The 14,464-nt window shown below is 65.5% G+C and carries 15 protein-coding genes and 4 tRNA genes; 10 read left to right on the top strand and 9 right to left on the bottom strand.

Annotated elements, in window-relative coordinates; genetic code table 11:
* Nucleotides 1-52 precede the first annotated feature (52 nt).
* From A5658_RS21795 to A5658_RS21780, 4 genes are all read right to left on the bottom strand, one after another.
* Nucleotides 53-2,200, bottom strand: a complete 2,148-nt coding sequence (locus tag A5658_RS21795) for an LCP family protein (protein ID WP_067339981.1) — start codon at nt 2,198-2,200, stop codon at nt 53-55.
* A 285-nt stretch (nt 2,201-2,485) separates the two neighbouring features.
* On the bottom strand, nt 2,486-3,619 hold the full coding sequence (gene dusB / locus A5658_RS21790; protein ID WP_067339979.1) for a tRNA dihydrouridine synthase DusB: 1,134 nt from the start codon (nt 3,617-3,619) through the stop codon (nt 2,486-2,488).
* A 6-nt stretch (nt 3,620-3,625) separates the two neighbouring features.
* Nucleotides 3,626-4,645, bottom strand: a complete 1,020-nt coding sequence (locus A5658_RS21785; RefSeq protein WP_067339977.1) for an acyl-ACP desaturase — start codon at nt 4,643-4,645, stop codon at nt 3,626-3,628.
* Nucleotides 4,646-4,756: 111 nt separating this feature from the next.
* Nucleotides 4,757-5,371: a TetR/AcrR family transcriptional regulator gene (locus A5658_RS21780; protein WP_369830555.1), complete on the bottom strand. Its 615-nt coding sequence runs from the start codon at nt 5,369-5,371 to the stop codon at nt 4,757-4,759.
* 38 nt (nt 5,372-5,409) lie between these two features.
* On the opposite strand from A5658_RS21780, the gene A5658_RS21775 reads away from it, so the two are divergent.
* Nucleotides 5,410-6,396 carry an oxygenase MpaB family protein gene (locus A5658_RS21775; protein WP_067339973.1) on the top strand — a complete coding sequence of 329 codons (987 nt, stop codon included), beginning with the start codon at nt 5,410-5,412 and terminating at the stop codon, nt 6,394-6,396.
* Here the strand turns inward: A5658_RS21775 and A5658_RS21770 are convergent.
* Together A5658_RS21770 and A5658_RS21765 are read right to left on the bottom strand one after the other, a co-directional pair.
* On the bottom strand, nt 6,393-6,869 hold the full coding sequence (locus A5658_RS21770; protein ID WP_067340166.1) for a nucleoside deaminase: 477 nt from the start codon (nt 6,867-6,869) through the stop codon (nt 6,393-6,395). The genes A5658_RS21775 and A5658_RS21770 overlap by 4 nt on opposite strands.
* A gap of 127 nt (nt 6,870-6,996) precedes the next feature.
* On the bottom strand, nt 6,997-7,416 hold the full coding sequence (locus A5658_RS21765; protein WP_067339971.1) for a nitroreductase/quinone reductase family protein: 420 nt from the start codon (nt 7,414-7,416) through the stop codon (nt 6,997-6,999).
* A gap of 40 nt (nt 7,417-7,456) precedes the next feature.
* On the opposite strand from A5658_RS21765, the gene A5658_RS21760 reads away from it, so the two are divergent.
* Entirely contained in the window at nt 7,457-8,047 is a 591-nt protein-coding gene (locus A5658_RS21760; RefSeq protein WP_082993346.1) for a TetR/AcrR family transcriptional regulator, read from the top strand.
* Here A5658_RS21760 and A5658_RS21755 read toward each other — a convergent pair.
* A tRNA-Lys gene (locus A5658_RS21755) sits at nt 8,020-8,095 on the bottom strand. The genes A5658_RS21760 and A5658_RS21755 overlap by 28 nt on opposite strands.
* A gap of 112 nt (nt 8,096-8,207) precedes the next feature.
* Between A5658_RS21755 and A5658_RS21750 the strand changes: the two genes are divergently transcribed.
* The 6 genes from A5658_RS21750 (at nt 8,208) to A5658_RS21725 (ending at nt 10,303) form a co-directional block, all read left to right on the top strand.
* A tRNA-Glu gene (locus A5658_RS21750) sits at nt 8,208-8,280 on the top strand.
* A 39-nt stretch (nt 8,281-8,319) separates the two neighbouring features.
* Nucleotides 8,320-8,396: transfer RNA gene (locus tag A5658_RS21745), tRNA-Asp, on the top strand.
* Nucleotides 8,397-8,433: 37 nt separating this feature from the next.
* Nucleotides 8,434-8,507 (top strand) — tRNA-Phe (locus A5658_RS21740).
* Between the two features lie 81 nt (nt 8,508-8,588).
* Entirely contained in the window at nt 8,589-9,098 is a 510-nt protein-coding gene (locus tag A5658_RS21735) for a MarR family winged helix-turn-helix transcriptional regulator (RefSeq protein ID WP_231997407.1), read from the top strand.
* 38 nt (nt 9,099-9,136) lie between these two features.
* Nucleotides 9,137-9,499 carry a nuclear transport factor 2 family protein gene (locus A5658_RS21730; protein ID WP_067339967.1) on the top strand — a complete coding sequence of 121 codons (363 nt, stop codon included), beginning with the start codon at nt 9,137-9,139 and terminating at the stop codon, nt 9,497-9,499.
* 63 nt (nt 9,500-9,562) lie between these two features.
* Nucleotides 9,563-10,303, top strand: a complete 741-nt coding sequence (locus A5658_RS21725; RefSeq protein ID WP_067339965.1) for an SDR family NAD(P)-dependent oxidoreductase — start codon at nt 9,563-9,565, stop codon at nt 10,301-10,303.
* A 23-nt stretch (nt 10,304-10,326) separates the two neighbouring features.
* Here the strand turns inward: A5658_RS21725 and A5658_RS21720 are convergent, their stop codons facing one another.
* Nucleotides 10,327-11,763 (bottom strand): TIGR00366 family protein, encoded by a 1,437-nt coding sequence (locus A5658_RS21720; protein ID WP_067339963.1) that lies wholly within the window; start codon nt 11,761-11,763, stop codon nt 10,327-10,329.
* A 167-nt stretch (nt 11,764-11,930) separates the two neighbouring features.
* Here A5658_RS21720 and A5658_RS21715 point away from each other — a divergent pair, with 167 nt between their 5' ends.
* Nucleotides 11,931-12,731 carry a PPOX class F420-dependent oxidoreductase gene (locus tag A5658_RS21715; RefSeq protein ID WP_067340164.1) on the top strand — a complete coding sequence of 267 codons (801 nt, stop codon included), beginning with the start codon at nt 11,931-11,933 and terminating at the stop codon, nt 12,729-12,731.
* Here A5658_RS21715 and A5658_RS21710 read toward each other — a convergent pair.
* Complete coding sequence (locus A5658_RS21710) at nt 12,728-13,954, bottom strand: cytochrome P450 (protein WP_067339961.1); 1,227 nt, start codon at nt 13,952-13,954, stop codon at nt 12,728-12,730. The genes A5658_RS21715 and A5658_RS21710 overlap by 4 nt on opposite strands.
* Nucleotides 13,955-14,092: 138 nt before the next feature.
* Here A5658_RS21710 and A5658_RS21705 point away from each other — a divergent pair, with 138 nt between their 5' ends.
* Nucleotides 14,093-14,440 carry a hypothetical protein gene (locus A5658_RS21705; RefSeq protein ID WP_067339960.1) on the top strand — a complete coding sequence of 116 codons (348 nt, stop codon included), beginning with the start codon at nt 14,093-14,095 and terminating at the stop codon, nt 14,438-14,440.
* The last annotated feature ends 24 nt before the right edge of the window (nt 14,441-14,464 follow it).

Genomic DNA, 14,464 nt, shown 5'->3' with positions numbered 1-14,464 from the left:
GGCCCGAAGTGACGCATGAACTCGGGGTGAATGCGGGTTGACCTGCTACGCGCTACTCGCAGTGGGTGTCGGCGGCGTTGGTCACCGACAGGTCGTCCGGCAGCTTGCTGGGTGGGCTGCTCGCGTTGCGCTCGACCTGCAAAGTGACCTGTGAGCCGACGGGCGGGGGAGCGGCGACGGTGCTGAAGTCCGATCCGAGGACCACCTGCACCACGTTGCCGGTCCCGGTGATCCGCTCCACCGTGGAGTTCGGGAAGGACGCCGCGACGGTGGCGGCGGCTCCCTCATTGCCCGGGGAGAACAGCACCTTGGTGGTCTTGAGCGGGCTCGGGTAGTCGTCGGGCGACTTGACCCGGAATCCGCGGCGCTTCAGCTGGCCGCTGGCCGTGCCGGCCAGCCCCGACTTGGCGGTCGAGTTGGACACCTGCACGGTGACGTTCTGGGGTGCGGCAGCCGCGGCCTGCACGTGCTGCGGGTGCGTGTCGGCCTGTTGGTTGGTTTGGGTGCCTCGGCCCGTCTCGCCGGTCGGGGCTTTGGTCGGCGGGCTCGAGGTCGCGTTCATGTTGTTCTCGCCCGGCAGCGGGTCGTCGTTGATGATCGAGTCGAAGAGCGCCCGCATGTCCGCTGTGCGTGGTGGCTCGTCGCCGTTCTCGTCGGTGACGCCGGTCGGCACGGTCACGAACGAGACGTGGCCGGCGTTCATGCCTTGCACCGACTGGCCGAGTTGGACGAGGTCCTTGGTCCTGATGTTGTCGACGTAGCTGTTGCTGATGAACATGTTCACGACGCTGTTGAGCTTGCTCAGCGAGAAGAACGTCTCCTTGGAGATCAGCGATCGCAGCAGCGAGGACAGGAACAGCTGCTGACGTTTGATGCGGCCGTAGTCTCCGTTGTTCTCGGTCGTGACGTTGCGGGCCCGCACGTAGTTCAGCGCGGTCTTCGAGTCGATCAGCTGGCGGCCGGCGTGCGCCAGCACGGTCCCCAGCTCGTAGTCCTTCAGCGGGGTGGTGCTGCACACCTCGACGCCGCCGAGCGCGTCGACCATCTTGGCGAAGCCGGCGAAGTCGACGGCGATGAAGCGGTTGATGCTCAACCCGGACAGTTTCTGGATTTCCTTCACCAGACACTTCGGACCGCCGAACGAGAACGTCGAGTTCAATTTGGTCTCGGTGTAGACGTTCTTCGGCCCCCACTTTTTGGTGTCGGAGTCGTAGAGCGGGCCGTACTCGCCGGTGTCGGGGTTCCACGCTTCGCACTGGATCGGCGTGATGGCCAGGTCCCGCGGAAACGACACTGCGACAACACGTTTGCGGTTCGCCGGAATGTTGACCAGCATGATGGTGTCCGAGCGGGCCCCGCCGGCGTCCTCGGTGGTGCCGACGTCCAGGTTGGCGTTGGCGCCGGCGCGCGAGTCCATGCCGACGATCAGGAAGTCTTCGTCGCCGAACTGCGCGTTCGGGTCGACGATGTCGCGTGAGCTCATGTCGAGCGCGCTGATCTTGTTGAGCCGGTGGTTTTTCGACGTGCTCCACTGGTACGCCCCGCCGGTCATCGCCAGCGCCGCCGCCGCAATCGTGGCGACCAGCATGCGGCCGGCCACCATCATCCCGCCGTGCCGGCGACGTTTCGGCTTGGGCTTGAGGTGGTCGTCCTCATCGGGTTCGGGCGGGGCGGGGTCGATTAGGCGCGCCGCGGCGGGCCGCAGCACCGTGGTCTGCTCGACGTCGGCGTCGCCGAACAGCGCCGTGCGGCGAATGGCGTCAAGGTCGGGCGTCTCGTCGGCGTAGTCCGCCGGGCTGAGCAACTCGAACGCGTCGTAGTCCGCGGGCTCCCCGGCCGGGGGCGAGGGCGCGGGGCGCAGCGTCTCGCTGTCTTCCGGGGCGGCGTGATGATGGCGCGGGCGGTCGGCGACCGGTCCGCCGATCTTGGCGATCAGATCGGCGACGCTGAGTCCACCCTCGGCGTGGCTGCCGCCGTCGCCGTTGCCGCGGCCATTACCGTTGCCGGCGCGTTCGACCGGCGGGGGCGTTTCGTGGCGCTCGGGCGTCGCTGACGGCCCGACCCAGCGGTGGGCAATGGTGGCGGTCTGCGCGGTGCCGAACCGTTCCCACGGCGCGGTGCTTCGCGATCCCGGCGGCGCGCCGGTAAGCCCTATGTCGTCGGCGTCGGGGCCGTGAGTGGCTGAATCGCCGTCACTCATGTCCTACCGGCCTCCGAATCTCAGATGTCGCTCAGGCACGCTCGTCGACGCATCGCAACGTATAGCCGCAACGTTGCGGTCGTGTTGTGCCAGTACAGCCGTACCGCGATGATGGCTTTGGTCTCGGCCACCGGCGCATGATGCAACAAGTTCCACATCGTATAGAGACGGCACCGGAAACGCGATCTCAGGACAGTATCGATCGACTGTCCGGCTTGCCCCCTCGCCGCTGCGCGGCTGGGCGGTACCCCCTCAGGCCCGTCCGGCCTGCATCGCCGCCGGAGGCTAGCCGCCCGAGTGCATGACGTCGGCGCCGGATGGAACCGTGCAGTCGTCGCGATCGGCCAGCCAGCCGTCGGGCAGAGCCACCTTGGCCGGCGATCCTTGCCGGCCGCGCGGACCGTTCGCCGCGGTCGGGAACGGCGTATCGCCGTCGAGCTGATCCAGTAGCCGGTCGAGTTCCTCGCGGGTCTTGACCAGGGCGAGCGCCCGCCGCAGATCCGAGCCGGCCGGGAAGCCGTGTAGATACCAGGCGATGTGTTTGCGCATGTCGCGCATGCCCTTGTCTTCGCCGAAGTGTGCGCTGAGCAGCTCGCCGTGCCGCCGGATGATGTTCGCGACCTCGCCCAGATTCGGCGGCGTGGGCGCCGGGGTGCCGGTGAACGCCGCGGACAGTTCGGCGAACAGCCACGGCCGGCCCAGGCAACCGCGACCGATGACGACGCCGTCGCAGCCGGTCATGGCCATCATGGTGAGCGCGTCGTTGGCTTCGAAGATGTCGCCGTTGCCGAGCACCGGGATGGTCTGAACGTGCTGCTTGAGCCGGGCGATCTGCTCCCAGTCGGCGGTCCCCGAGTAGCGCTGCGCGGCCGTGCGGGCATGAAGCGCGACCGCCGCGGCGCCTTCGGATTCGGCGATCTTGCCCGCTTCGAGGTGAGTGTGGTGCTCGTCGTCGATGCCGATCCGGTATTTGACCGTCACTGGGATGTCGGTGCCTTCGGTGCCGCGGACCGCGGCCGCGACGATCTGGCCGAACAGCTGCCGTTTGTAGGGCAGCGCGGCGCCGCCGCCGCGGCGGGTGACCTTGGGCACCGGGCAGCCGAAGTTCATGTCGACGTGGTCGGCGAGCCCCTCGTCGGCGATCATCTTGACCGCCGCGTAGGTGGTGGCGGGGTCAACGGTATAGAGCTGCAGCGACCGCGGCGTCTCGTCGGCGGAGAACGCCGTCATGTGCATGGTGACGGGATGCCGCTCGACGAGGGCCCGCGCGGTCACCATTTCGCAGACGTACAGTCCGCTGACGGTGCCGACGCGCTCCTGCTCGAGTTCCCGGCACAGCGTCCGGAAGGCGACGTTTGTGACGCCGGCCATCGGCGCCAGCACCACCGGGCTGGCCAGCTCGATGGGTCCTATCCGCACGGCGGGCTACCGCCGGCTGAGGGTGAGCGTGCCCGCAGTCTGGTGCAGCTCCTCGGCGGTGACCCGCTTGCCCGTGCGGGCCTCGCGGTCGAGTTGGCGCTGCTTGGAGATCTCGAACTTGTCGCAGGACACCTCGAGCTCCTTGATCAGCACCGCCAGCTCGTCGCGCAACCGGTTGGACTCGCCGCGGAAGTCTTCGCGCTCGAAGATGCGCCACTTCTTCAGCACCGGCATCACCACCTCTTCGAGGTGGATGCGCGGGTCGTAGACACCGCCCACCGCGATCATCACGGCCTTGCGGCGGAATTCAGGCACCTGGTAGCCGGGCATCTGGAAGTTGTGCAGCACCTTGTGCAGCGAGCGCATCGCCTTGTCCGGTTCAATCTCGAAGCCGGCCTCGGTGACGTCGCGGTAGAAGATCATGTGCAGGTTCTCGTCGGCCGAGATCTTGGCCAGCAGCTGGTCGGCGATGGTCTCGTTGCAGGCCTTGCCGGTGTTGCGGTGTGAGATGCGGGTGGCCAGCTCCTGGAACGTGACATAGACGATCGAGTCGAAGAGGTTGTCGCAGAACAGGTCGTCGCGCACCTGGCGGTTCTGGCCCGGGCTGAAGCCGCGGTTCACCACCTCCATACGCAGCTTCTCCAGCTCGATGGGGTCGACGGCGCGGGTGACCACGAGGTAGTCGCGCAGTGCGATGCCGTGCCGGTTCTCCTCCGCGGTCCAGCGGTTGACCCACTGACCCCAGGCTCCGTCCATACCCATGCTCATCGCGATCTCGCGGTGATACGACGGCAGGTTGTCTTCGGTCATCAGGTTCTGCACCATCGCGACCTGCGCGACGTCGGTCAGCTTGGACTGTCCGGGTTCCCAATCCTGGCCGCCGAGGGCGTAGAAGTTCTTACCGTCGGACCACGGGATGTAGTCGTGGGGGTTCCACGGCTTGTGCACGCTCAGGTGCCGGTTCATGTACTTCTCGACAACCGGCTCGAGTTCACGTAGCAGGTCCAGGTCCCTAGGATCCGGCACAGCACACCTCCCAGTTATCTGTGTCTGACGGTTTCAGTCAATATATCTGTGTACGTCGGTGACATCAAGTTTCTTGCCGTCTAGACACTACGTGTCCCAAGGGCGGTGGTGTTAGCCCGCCGCAGCCCTGCTGAGGAGCATGTCGACGCAGTAGTCGATGAACTGCTCGCGGGTGGCCGCCAGACGGCCGTCCAGATAGGCGGTGAACAGTGCGGTCAGACCGCCGATCAGGCTGGTGGCCACCATCTTCTGCCGCACCGGGTCGCCGATCTGGGTCAGCTTGCCCTGCAGCAGGTCGATGAAGTTCGGCATCCACTCCGCGCCCGAGCGGACCAGCACCGGCTCGACCGCTGGGGCCAACAGCAGCACCCGCCCGCGGACGGGGTCGTCGACCATCAGCGCGACGAATCGCTCGACGGCCTCGCGCGGCGTCGCCGCCGACATCAACGCCGACATCGCCCGGGAACACACGTCGTCGTAGACGGCCCGCACGAACTCGTCGCGGTCACTGAAGCTCTCGTAGAAGTAGCGTTCGGTCAGTTCGGCCTGCCGGCACACCGCGCGCACGGTGACGGCCGGACCACTCGCCTCGCCGAGCAGTTGCACGCCGGCGGCGACGAGTTCATCGCGCCGCAGGGCCTGGCGGTCCTGCAAGGGGACGCCGGACCATCGGCGCGCACGTTGACCGGACGGCACGGCCCTCCTAGACTGCTCTTGACAACGCATGTAGTCAGTTTGCCTGATATGGACAGGAACTTTCGCTAGTGACTCAAGATACGTCTGAGGCGTCCCCGGTTGCGTCCGGTTGCCCGGTTTCGCCGCTGGGATACGAGTCCCCGCCGCGGCCGCTTGGCCCGGACTCGCTGACCTGGCGGTATTTCGGCGACTGGCGTGGCATGCTGCAGGGCCCGTGGGCCGGCTCGATGCAGAACATGCACCCACAACTCGGCGCGGCGGTCGAAGATCACTCGACGTTCTTCCGTGAGCGTTGGCCGCGGTTGCTGCGGTCGCTGTACCCGATCGGCGGTGTGGTGTTCGACGGCGACCGCGCGCCGACCACCGGGGCCGAGGTTCGCGACTACCACATCGAGATCAAGGGCACCGACAGTCAGGGGCGGCGCTATCACGCGCTGAACCCCGATGTGTTCTACTGGGCCCACTCGACGTTCTTCATGGGCACAATCCATGTGGCAGAACGGTTTTGCGGCGGGATCACCGAAGCGCAGAAGCGCCAGCTGTTCGACGAACACGTCGACTGGTACCGGATGTATGGCATGAGCATGCGCCCGGTCCCCAAGACCTGGGAGGACTTCCAGGTCTACTGGGACCACATGTGCAGCGAGGTGCTGGAGAACAACTACGCCGCCCGCGAGGTACTCAACCTGACGGAATTGCCGAAACCGCCTTTCGCGGAATGGATTCCGGACCCGCTCTGGGCGTTGCAGCGCAAACTGCTCTCCCCGTTCTTCGTCTGGCTGACGGTCGGCCTGTACCACCCGGCGGTGCGAAAGCTGATGGGCTACACCTGGTCACGCCGCGACGAGTGGCTGCACCGCCGCTTCGGCGACCTGGTCCGGCTGGTTTTCGCCGTCGTGCCCCCGCGATACCGTAAGCATCCACGCGCCCGGGCCGGCTTCGACCGGGCCAACGGCCGGATTCCCGCCGACACTCCGCTGGTGCAGACGCCGGCCCGCAACCTGCCGCCGCTCGACGAGCGGGGCGATCCAAAGCACTACTGCCCCAACGTCTAAGGCCTTTTGCCGTCGTTGCGTTCGTTCCACAGCCGGTACACGTCGATGGCGTCGTCGCGCCGGTCGTAGCGCATCGGCAATCGCCGCCGTTGCCAGTCTTTGCCGAATTCGTCGTAGAACGTCGCCAACTCGAAGTATTTGCGGTCGTCGACGTAATACGGCTCGTACTGGTCGCGCTGCGTCAGGAACACGACCTCATCCGGTGAGCAGTAGTACAGCGAGCCCAGGCACATCGGGCACGGATGGGCCAGCACGTAGATGGTGGCGCCGGTCAGATGCTCGGTGCCTAGTCTGATGCATGCCTCGCGGATGGCGAGGATCTCGGCGTGGGCCGTCGGATCATGGCTCTGCGCAACTTTATTGGCGCTCTCGGCGAGGACTTCGCCGTCCCTGACGATCACCGTCGCGAACGGGCGGCCGCCCTCTTCGACGTTTTGGCGTGCCAGGTCGATGGTCCGCTGGGCGAAGTCGATCACGGGTCCTCCATCCGAAAGCCGGGCAGATAACTAGCGCGTCGACTGTGCGGGTTATGTGCGCGAAGCCGGCCGTTTCGCAGGCACAAGCTACACAGTCGGCGCGGAGTTGGCCGGCGCCGAGACGTCAGTCGGTGAAGTCGATCCGGACCGACACCGGAGTCGTCTCCAAGGCCTTGGCGACTTTGGACCCGACCAACCCGAACTTGCGACCGCGGGCCACGACGTCATCGTCGGGTCGGAATTTCGCCACACCGGTGCGCCACTGATTCCCTTGTCGGACACGCACGTTGGGGTTGGCGAGAATATTGCTACCCCACCCGGAGCGGGTGCCGTGCTGGCAGATGACCCACGCCCCGTCATGGTCGAACTGCACCGATACTGGCACGCGGCGCAGTTGTCCGGTCTTGCGGCCGGTGGTTTCCAGTTCGGTGGCCATCGCAGTGCGCAGCCCGAGTTTGCCCAACCATGCGACGGCCGGATTGAGGATGCGCCCGACCGCACGTTCTCGCCGAAACTTCCGCAACGTCTTGTCGGTGTTCGTCATGGATGCCCACGGTAGTAGACCAATCGGTATAGTTCAACCCATGACTGCCCGCGAAGCTCTCATTGCCAGCATCACGGGATTGATGCAGCGACGCGGTGTGGCCGGAGCCGGCCTCAGCGCACTGCTGGAGGACAGCGGCGTCGCGCGCCGGACGGTGTATCTGAACTTCCCAGGCGGGAAAGCCGAGCTGGTGGCCGAAGCGACCCGCATCGCCGGCCAGGGACTCAGCGACGTGATCCGGTCGGCCGATGACGGGGCAGACCCGATCCAGGTCGTCCAGACCTTCATCGACCAGTGGAAAGTCCAGCTGCGCGCGACCGAGATAGAAGCCGGCTGCCCGATCGTCGCGGCGATCCTGGGCCGTTCGGAAGCTCCGGCAGCCGCGGACGCAGCGGCCGAGGCGATCGATGACTGGCGCCGGATCCTGGCCCAACGATTGGTCGATTCCGGTGCCGCACGGGACAACGCCCGTTCGCTCGCGACGCTGATTGTCGCGGCCATCGAAGGCGCTGTCATTGTCGCGCTGGCCAACGGATCGACGGATGCGCTCGACGACGTCGGACGTCACCTGGCTGAAGTGATCGAGTTACACCTATCGGTTACTGGTGCCCCCACTAGGACTCGAACCTAGGACCTGCGGATTAAAAGTCCGTAGCTCTACCAACTGAGCTATAGGGGCGGCGACGCATCAGGATACTGGGTGCTCGTTTGAGGATTCGGCCCCCGGTGCCCTAAGCTAGCGAGGCTCCGACGAACCACGTCGTGAGTACCCCCGAAGAAATTCGGTTCTGGCCCCCATCGTCTAGTGGCCTAGGACGCCGCCCTTTCACGGCGGTAGCACGGGTTCGAATCCCGTTGGGGGTACGCGCGGCGGCGGCAACGCCGGAGCGAGCAGTAGAGCAAGGCCCTGTGGCGCAGTTGGTTAGCGCGCCGCCCTGTCACGGCGGAGGTCGCGGGTTCGAGTCCCGTCAGGGTCGCCATCGTTGTGAGGCACTTCAGTTACAGACGGTGTCTTCCGGCCAGGTAGCTCAGTTGGTACGAGCGTCCGCCTGAAAAGCGGAAGGTCGCCGGTTCGATCCCGGCCCTGGCCACCGAGTTCGTTCGGTTCTTGTCCGGTCTTCGGTGAGTCAATCTCAATCGCGTCCCGGCGGGCGGTTGTCATACTGACAAACGTGACGCCCAGAAAAATGCGGGACACATCACCGAAGCGGGGATGGCTGACGCCGAAACAGCATCGCGCCTGGGTCGCCTATATGCGAGTGCAGCTACGTATGAGCTACGAGATGAACCGTCAGCTGCAGGCCGAGTCGGGTTTGTCGCTGTCCGACTACGACGTGCTGGTGGCGCTCAGCGGCGACAACGACGAGGGCTTGCGTGTCAGCGACCTGGCCGCGGAAATCGGCTGGGAACGTAGCCGGCTGTCACATCAGTTGCGGCGCATGGAAGAACGTGGTCTCACCGGGCGTCGCCCCAGCACTGAGGACGGCCGCACGAGCAACGTCGTGCTCACCGCGAAGGGGCGGCAGGCGATCGCCGATGCCGCGCCCGGGCATGTCGACCTGGTGCGCAGCCTGTTCTTCGACCCGCTGCCCGAGAATCTGCTCCCCTCCTTCACTGCCGCGCTGGAGCACATTCACGTAAACCTCGATCACCACAGCTCACTCCCGCCCGCGCCAAGGTAGTATTTAGGTGAATTATCACCTAAATGTGGATAGGGACAATGAGCGAAGTCATCACCCGCCTGATGGAAGCCAATCTGCTCGCCGTATTTGACGAACGGGATCCGCACCGGCGCGCCGCTGCGATCGCCGTGACCTACGCGGATGACGTGGAGTGGATTGATGACGAAGGCACGGCCACCGGGCATGACGCGTTGAACGCCAAGGCTGCTGAACTGCAGGAAAAGCTGCCCGGCATGCACTTCGTCAAGGCAAGCCCGGTGCGCCAGACCCGCGGCCTGGGTTTCCTCGCCTGGGAGGTCCGGACCCCCGACGACGTCACAGTGGCGTCCGGCTTCGATGTCGCCGAGATAGCCGACGAACGCATCACCCGGATGTGGACGGTGCTGAACGCGCCGGAATAGGTGATACATCACCTAGGTTGTAGAGGGTGAATCGCACGAACCACACCAGAACGGGGCGCGACCATGGGACAGCTCGACGGCAAGACAGCATTGGTCACCGGAGGCACATCAGGCATCGGCCTGGCGACCGCCCGGCGGCTGGCCGATGAAGGCGCGTACGTCTTCATCACCGGTCGCGATCGCACTCGCCTGGACGAAGCGGCGGTGTCCATCGGCGCCCACGGTGTGCAGAGCGACATGAGCAAGCCCGAAGAACTCGATAGCCTGGCCGCCGAGATCGCCAAGCACGGTAAGGGTCTTGACGTACTTTTCGCCAACGCGGGCGGCGGCGATTTCGCCACCCTCGCCGATGTGACGCCACAGCACTACCGGGACAACTTCGACCGCAACGTGGCGGGCACGGTGTTCACCGTGCAGAAAACGCTGCCGTTGCTCAATGACGGCGCCTCCGTGGTGCTGGCCGGATCCACCGCCGCGTCCGAAGGAGTACCGGCATTCGGGCTCTACGCCGCGTCCAAGGCTGCCATCCGCTCGCTCGGCCGGACGTGGGCCGCCGAGCTCGCCGACCGCAAGATCCGGGTCAACACCATCGTTCCCGGCCCGGTCGAAACCCCCGGTCTCACCGGTCTGGCGCCTGCCGACCAGAAGCAGGACCTGCTGGACGGCATGGCCGCCCAGGTTCCGATGAAGCGGCTGGGCCGCCCCGATGAAATCGCATCCGCGGTGCTGTTCCTGGCCTCGGATCAGAGCAGCTTCATGACCGGGGCCGAGTTGGCTGTCGACGGCGGGCAGATACAGCTCTAGGTTCTCGGGCGTGGCATTCGGCGTCAAATCACGTAAGGCGCGATCAGAGTGGTAGCACCCAAAACCACCAACCCGATCACGAACGCGACGATCGTAAAGCCCATCACCTGACGGACATTGAGCTTCGCGATCGCAAGCAGGGGCAGCAACCAGAACGGCTGAATCATGTTCGCCACCCCCTCGCCGACGGCGACCGCCATCGAGATCAACCCCAGATAGGCCGGCGAGCGCTGACCGAGCGCCAGCGCCGAGTCGACCGCGATCGGGCCCTGCACGGCCCAGTGCCCGCCGCCCGACGGCACGAACAGGCTGATGATCAACGAGCCGACGAAGGTCAGGAACGGCAGCGTGTACTGCGTCGCGCCGTCGACGAGCGCCTGTGCCAGGACGGTCTGCAGCGGCTTGGCCGCATGCGAGGGCGCGTAACCCAGCAAGCCGACCAGGCCGCCGTAGAGCGGATATTGCAATAGCAATGGACCGGACACCTTCGCGGCGCCGGTGAAGGCGCGGATAAAGCGGATCGGCGTGCGGTGCAGCAACGCACTGGTGATCGTGAACAGCATGATCATCGACGCGATGTTCAGCGCGAAACCGCTGATACAGAAATACGCAATGCCCGCCGCGAACACGAGCACATTGAGGACCCACAGGTTCTCTAGCCATTCGGCAAATGTCTTGCCGCCCTCGGCCTTTGCCTCCGGCTGGTCCTCGTCTTCGAACACCGCGGGATCGGGCGCAAGGCTCTCCGCCGGCGCCATGCGCCAGATCGCCAACGCGAGCAGTGCCAGCACGACGATCGCCGACAGCCAGCTGTACGGCTGGAAAATTGTCAAATTCAGCGGCACCGTGATGCCAGTCAGCTTGTGAATCACGTTGATCGGGCTGCCGTTGTCCGTGTTCGCCAGCGCAATCGACGACGAAAGTCCTTGCGTCCAAACGATAAAGCCCATGAACGCGGCCGCGATGAGGTAGCCGAAATGTGCGTCGGTGAAGCGCTTGGCGACCTGCCGGGCGACCAGCGCGCCGGCGACCAGCCCGAGTCCCCAATTCAGCAGGGAGAGACCAGCACTCACGCCGAAGCAGAGCAGGGCTCCCTGGATCTGGTTCGCTGGCTTGCCGGCAATGTAGACGATGCCCCGCTTCAGGACCGGTGCTTCGGCGAGCGTGTACCCCGTCACCAGGATCAGCACCATCTGGAACGCGAACGTGAAGATGTTCTGCGATCCCCACACCCCGCCGTACCACGCCTTGAGCATGCCGCTGGGCGAGGCGCCGCTGACCAAGGCGGCGACCAGCGCGGCGACGATGAGGGTCAGGATGACGGCGAACAGGTACGGGTCCGGCATCAGACGCTCGACGTACCGGACACATAGAGCGGTGAGGGACTGCATCACGCCGCGGCGTTTGGGCTCAGTTTCCGCGCCCTCGTTCGCGGTCTTCTGGTCTTCATGCGTCGTCATGGGCCTACCCTCGCTCACGGCACCGCTTGACACCCCGGCTTCGGCCGATGATTCCGTCTGTTCACGTGTTGTTTGACGATCGCTGCAAAGCGTCGGACGCCTCCGTGTCACACATCGGTGAGCAGTCTCGTCTAGCAATCGAAGACGAGAAGAGTGGAGGACGGCACATGATTCCCATTGGGACTCCGGCGCGGGTGTACGTGGTCACGATTACCGCACTGATCGGATTGCTCAATACCGCGATAGGGGTGTGGTGTCTGATCGATCCCCGTTCGTTCGCGCGGGTGGTCGCGTTTCCCGCGCATGAGCACTTCGTGCATGACGTCGGCGCGTTCCAGGTGGGCCTTGGCATCATGCTGCTGCTCGCACTGATCTGGTCGGATGCGATGGCGACCGTACTTGTGGGATACATCGTGGCGAACACCGTGCACACCGCAAACCACGTCGTCGACCTCGACCTAGGCGGTTCGGCCCTCCAAGCGTGGGCGCTCGGCGCGGCGTCAGTGTTGTTGATCGTCGCGTTGTTGCTGCGGTTACGCCAGCTCGGCTACGTCCTGGGCAACGTCAGCGTGGCGACCGACCCGCTGTTTGTCCCGTTCGTTCGGCAGAAAACGATCAGGCTCACCACATTTCGCAAGGATGGAACCGCTGGGACCAGTCCTGTCAGCATCGCGGTGGACGGAGAGCGTGCGTACTTCCGCACATACGAAAGCGCGATCAAGGCACGCCGGATACGTCGAAACCCGAACGTCGAGTTCGGCTCGGCGACCATGTCGGGCAAGCCGATCGGGCCGATGCTGCCGGCACAGGCGCGCCTACTGGAGGGAGCCGAGTATCGCCACGCAGCGCGTCTGCTGCGGCGCAAGTATCCGGTGCTTCACGGTGTGGTGGTGCCCTCGATCCATCGCCTTATGCCGTCCAAATACGGACACACGGTGCATGCCGAGTTGATTCCGTCTGGCAGCTAGTCGAATTCGATGGGCAGGCTTTTCGGTCCGCTCAGACTGACAATCGGTTTCCACGGCACCGGCCCGGCGATCCGCGGGTTGCGCAGCCGGGCCGTCAGCACGTGGAGCGCCTCGGCGATCTCACGCCGGGCCAGGTTGGCGCCCAGACAGTAATGCACGCCGCCGCCGAAGGTCAGGATCGGCGGCACTCCCTCGCGCGTGATGTCGACGCGATCGGGATCGTCGTAGACACTCGAATCACGATTGGCCGCAAAGGTATTCACCAACACCATCGACCCGGCCGGAAAGATGTAGCCGTCGAGCTCCGCGTCCTCGGCCACCAGCCGCAGCACACCACCCGCGATCGGGGAATGCCGCATCGTCTCCTCCACCGCCTGCATGGCCAGGTCGGGGTTGTCGCGCAACAACTTCCACTGATCGGGATGCTCGCAGAGCACCTGCACCGACGCGGCCACCTGGTTGCGCGTGGTGTCGGTGCCGGCCAACAGCAAGCCGCCCGCCAGCATCTGTAACTCGGCGGCGTCGAGTCGATCCTCGTCGTCTTCGGCCCGAATCAGGTCGGAGATCAAGTCGTCGGACAGGCTGTGCCGGCGCTGCGCGATCATGTCGTCGACGTAGTCGTCGAGTTCGCCCCAGGCCCGCATCACGCTCCCCTCGAGCGCGGGGATGTCGGCGGTGAAGTCGAACGCCTGGAAGATCACGTCGGCCCAGGACGCGAATCGCTGCCAATCCTGCCGCGGTGCGCCCAGTAGCGCCGCGATGATCGGGACGGGATAGGGGCGCGCGATGTCGTCGACGACATCGCAGTGTCCCTGGTCGGCGACCCGATCGACGAGCTCGTCCAGCACCCCGATCATCGTGTCGTGCAGCCGCGCGACCGTTCGCGGCGTGAACGCCCTGGAGCACAGGCCGCGCAACCGCCGATGCGCGTCGCCCTCCAGGCACAGCAGGCTGGCGGTCACCTTGTCCCACAAGGGGCCGGAGGTGACGCCCTGCGCCTGCAGCGCAATACCCTGTGGTACTTCGAATCGCTTGTCCCGCAACACGGCTCGGACCATGTGGTAGGAGAGCACTTCGGGCCCGAACGGGCCGATCGCGATGGGCGCCTGTTCCTGAGCCTCCCGGAAGCGCGGATAGACCTGTGCCGGGTGGTCGTCGGCGCTGTAGTCCAGCGTCGGCAGATCGGCGTCGGCGAGCCGTCGTGCGGCGGTACTGGCGGTCATGACGGTCTCCTTTGACGCGCCCGACAATCGTTGCCAGCATAAATCCGTCATCGCCGCCCACTCGGGAACGCCGGTAAACTACAGACATGTAATTCGCGGTGACGCGGGCAACGCGCCCTCGCCGGCAGAAGGAACGCCATGGAGCAGCTGAAGATTTGCAGTGTGGAATTCGACGACCGGGATCCGTTCCTGGCGACCTTCGAGGTGCACCTCTCCCGCGACATGACCGACTTCGAGCGGCAGATGCTGCCACCACTGCTCACCTGCGGCTTCTCCCCGTCGGAGGCCCGCGGCTCGGCGGTGGTGGCGATCCGAAACGCGACCATCACGATGATCGAGGACCATCGCGACCTACTCAAGCAGATCGTCGCCGAGGCCGAAACATTAGCCAGCACAATGGAACACGAACAGCGCGCGGTCGCCGCGCAGGTCGCGGCCCGTGTCGAGGGCGTCCAGCAGCGCGCCGCGGCCATCGACTGGAGCTGACCATCGCCGCCGCATACTGAAGCC

This window comes from Mycobacterium sp. 1245111.1, from assembly GCF_001673405.1.
Lineage (GTDB): Bacteria > Actinomycetota > Actinomycetes > Mycobacteriales > Mycobacteriaceae > Mycobacterium.
Note: the sequence above shows the minus strand (reverse complement) of the source record. Positions and strands in the feature narration are given on the sequence as shown.

What these genes read in the sequence shown, in the direction of transcription:
- A5658_RS21795 (WP_067339981.1), bottom strand. Translation starts at nt 2,200, where the DNA reads ATGAGTGACGGCGATTCAGCCACTCACGGCCCCGACGCCGACGACATA.
- A5658_RS21780 (WP_369830555.1), bottom strand. Translation starts at nt 5,371, where the DNA reads ATGCGTTGTCAAGAGCAGTCTAGGAGGGCCGTGCCGTCCGGTCAACGT.
- A5658_RS21765 (WP_067339971.1), bottom strand. Translation starts at nt 7,416, where the DNA reads ATGACGAACACCGACAAGACGTTGCGGAAGTTTCGGCGAGAACGTGCG.
- A5658_RS21760 (WP_082993346.1), top strand. Translation starts at nt 7,457, where the DNA reads ATGACTGCCCGCGAAGCTCTCATTGCCAGCATCACGGGATTGATGCAG.
- A5658_RS21730 (WP_067339967.1), top strand. Translation starts at nt 9,137, where the DNA reads ATGAGCGAAGTCATCACCCGCCTGATGGAAGCCAATCTGCTCGCCGTA.
- A5658_RS21725 (WP_067339965.1), top strand. Translation starts at nt 9,563, where the DNA reads ATGGGACAGCTCGACGGCAAGACAGCATTGGTCACCGGAGGCACATCA.
- A5658_RS21720 (WP_067339963.1), bottom strand. Translation starts at nt 11,763, where the DNA reads ATGACGACGCATGAAGACCAGAAGACCGCGAACGAGGGCGCGGAAACT.
- A5658_RS21715 (WP_067340164.1), top strand. Translation starts at nt 11,931, where the DNA reads ATGATTCCCATTGGGACTCCGGCGCGGGTGTACGTGGTCACGATTACC.
- A5658_RS21710 (WP_067339961.1), bottom strand. Translation starts at nt 13,954, where the DNA reads ATGACCGCCAGTACCGCCGCACGACGGCTCGCCGACGCCGATCTGCCG.
- A5658_RS21705 (WP_067339960.1), top strand. Translation starts at nt 14,093, where the DNA reads ATGGAGCAGCTGAAGATTTGCAGTGTGGAATTCGACGACCGGGATCCG.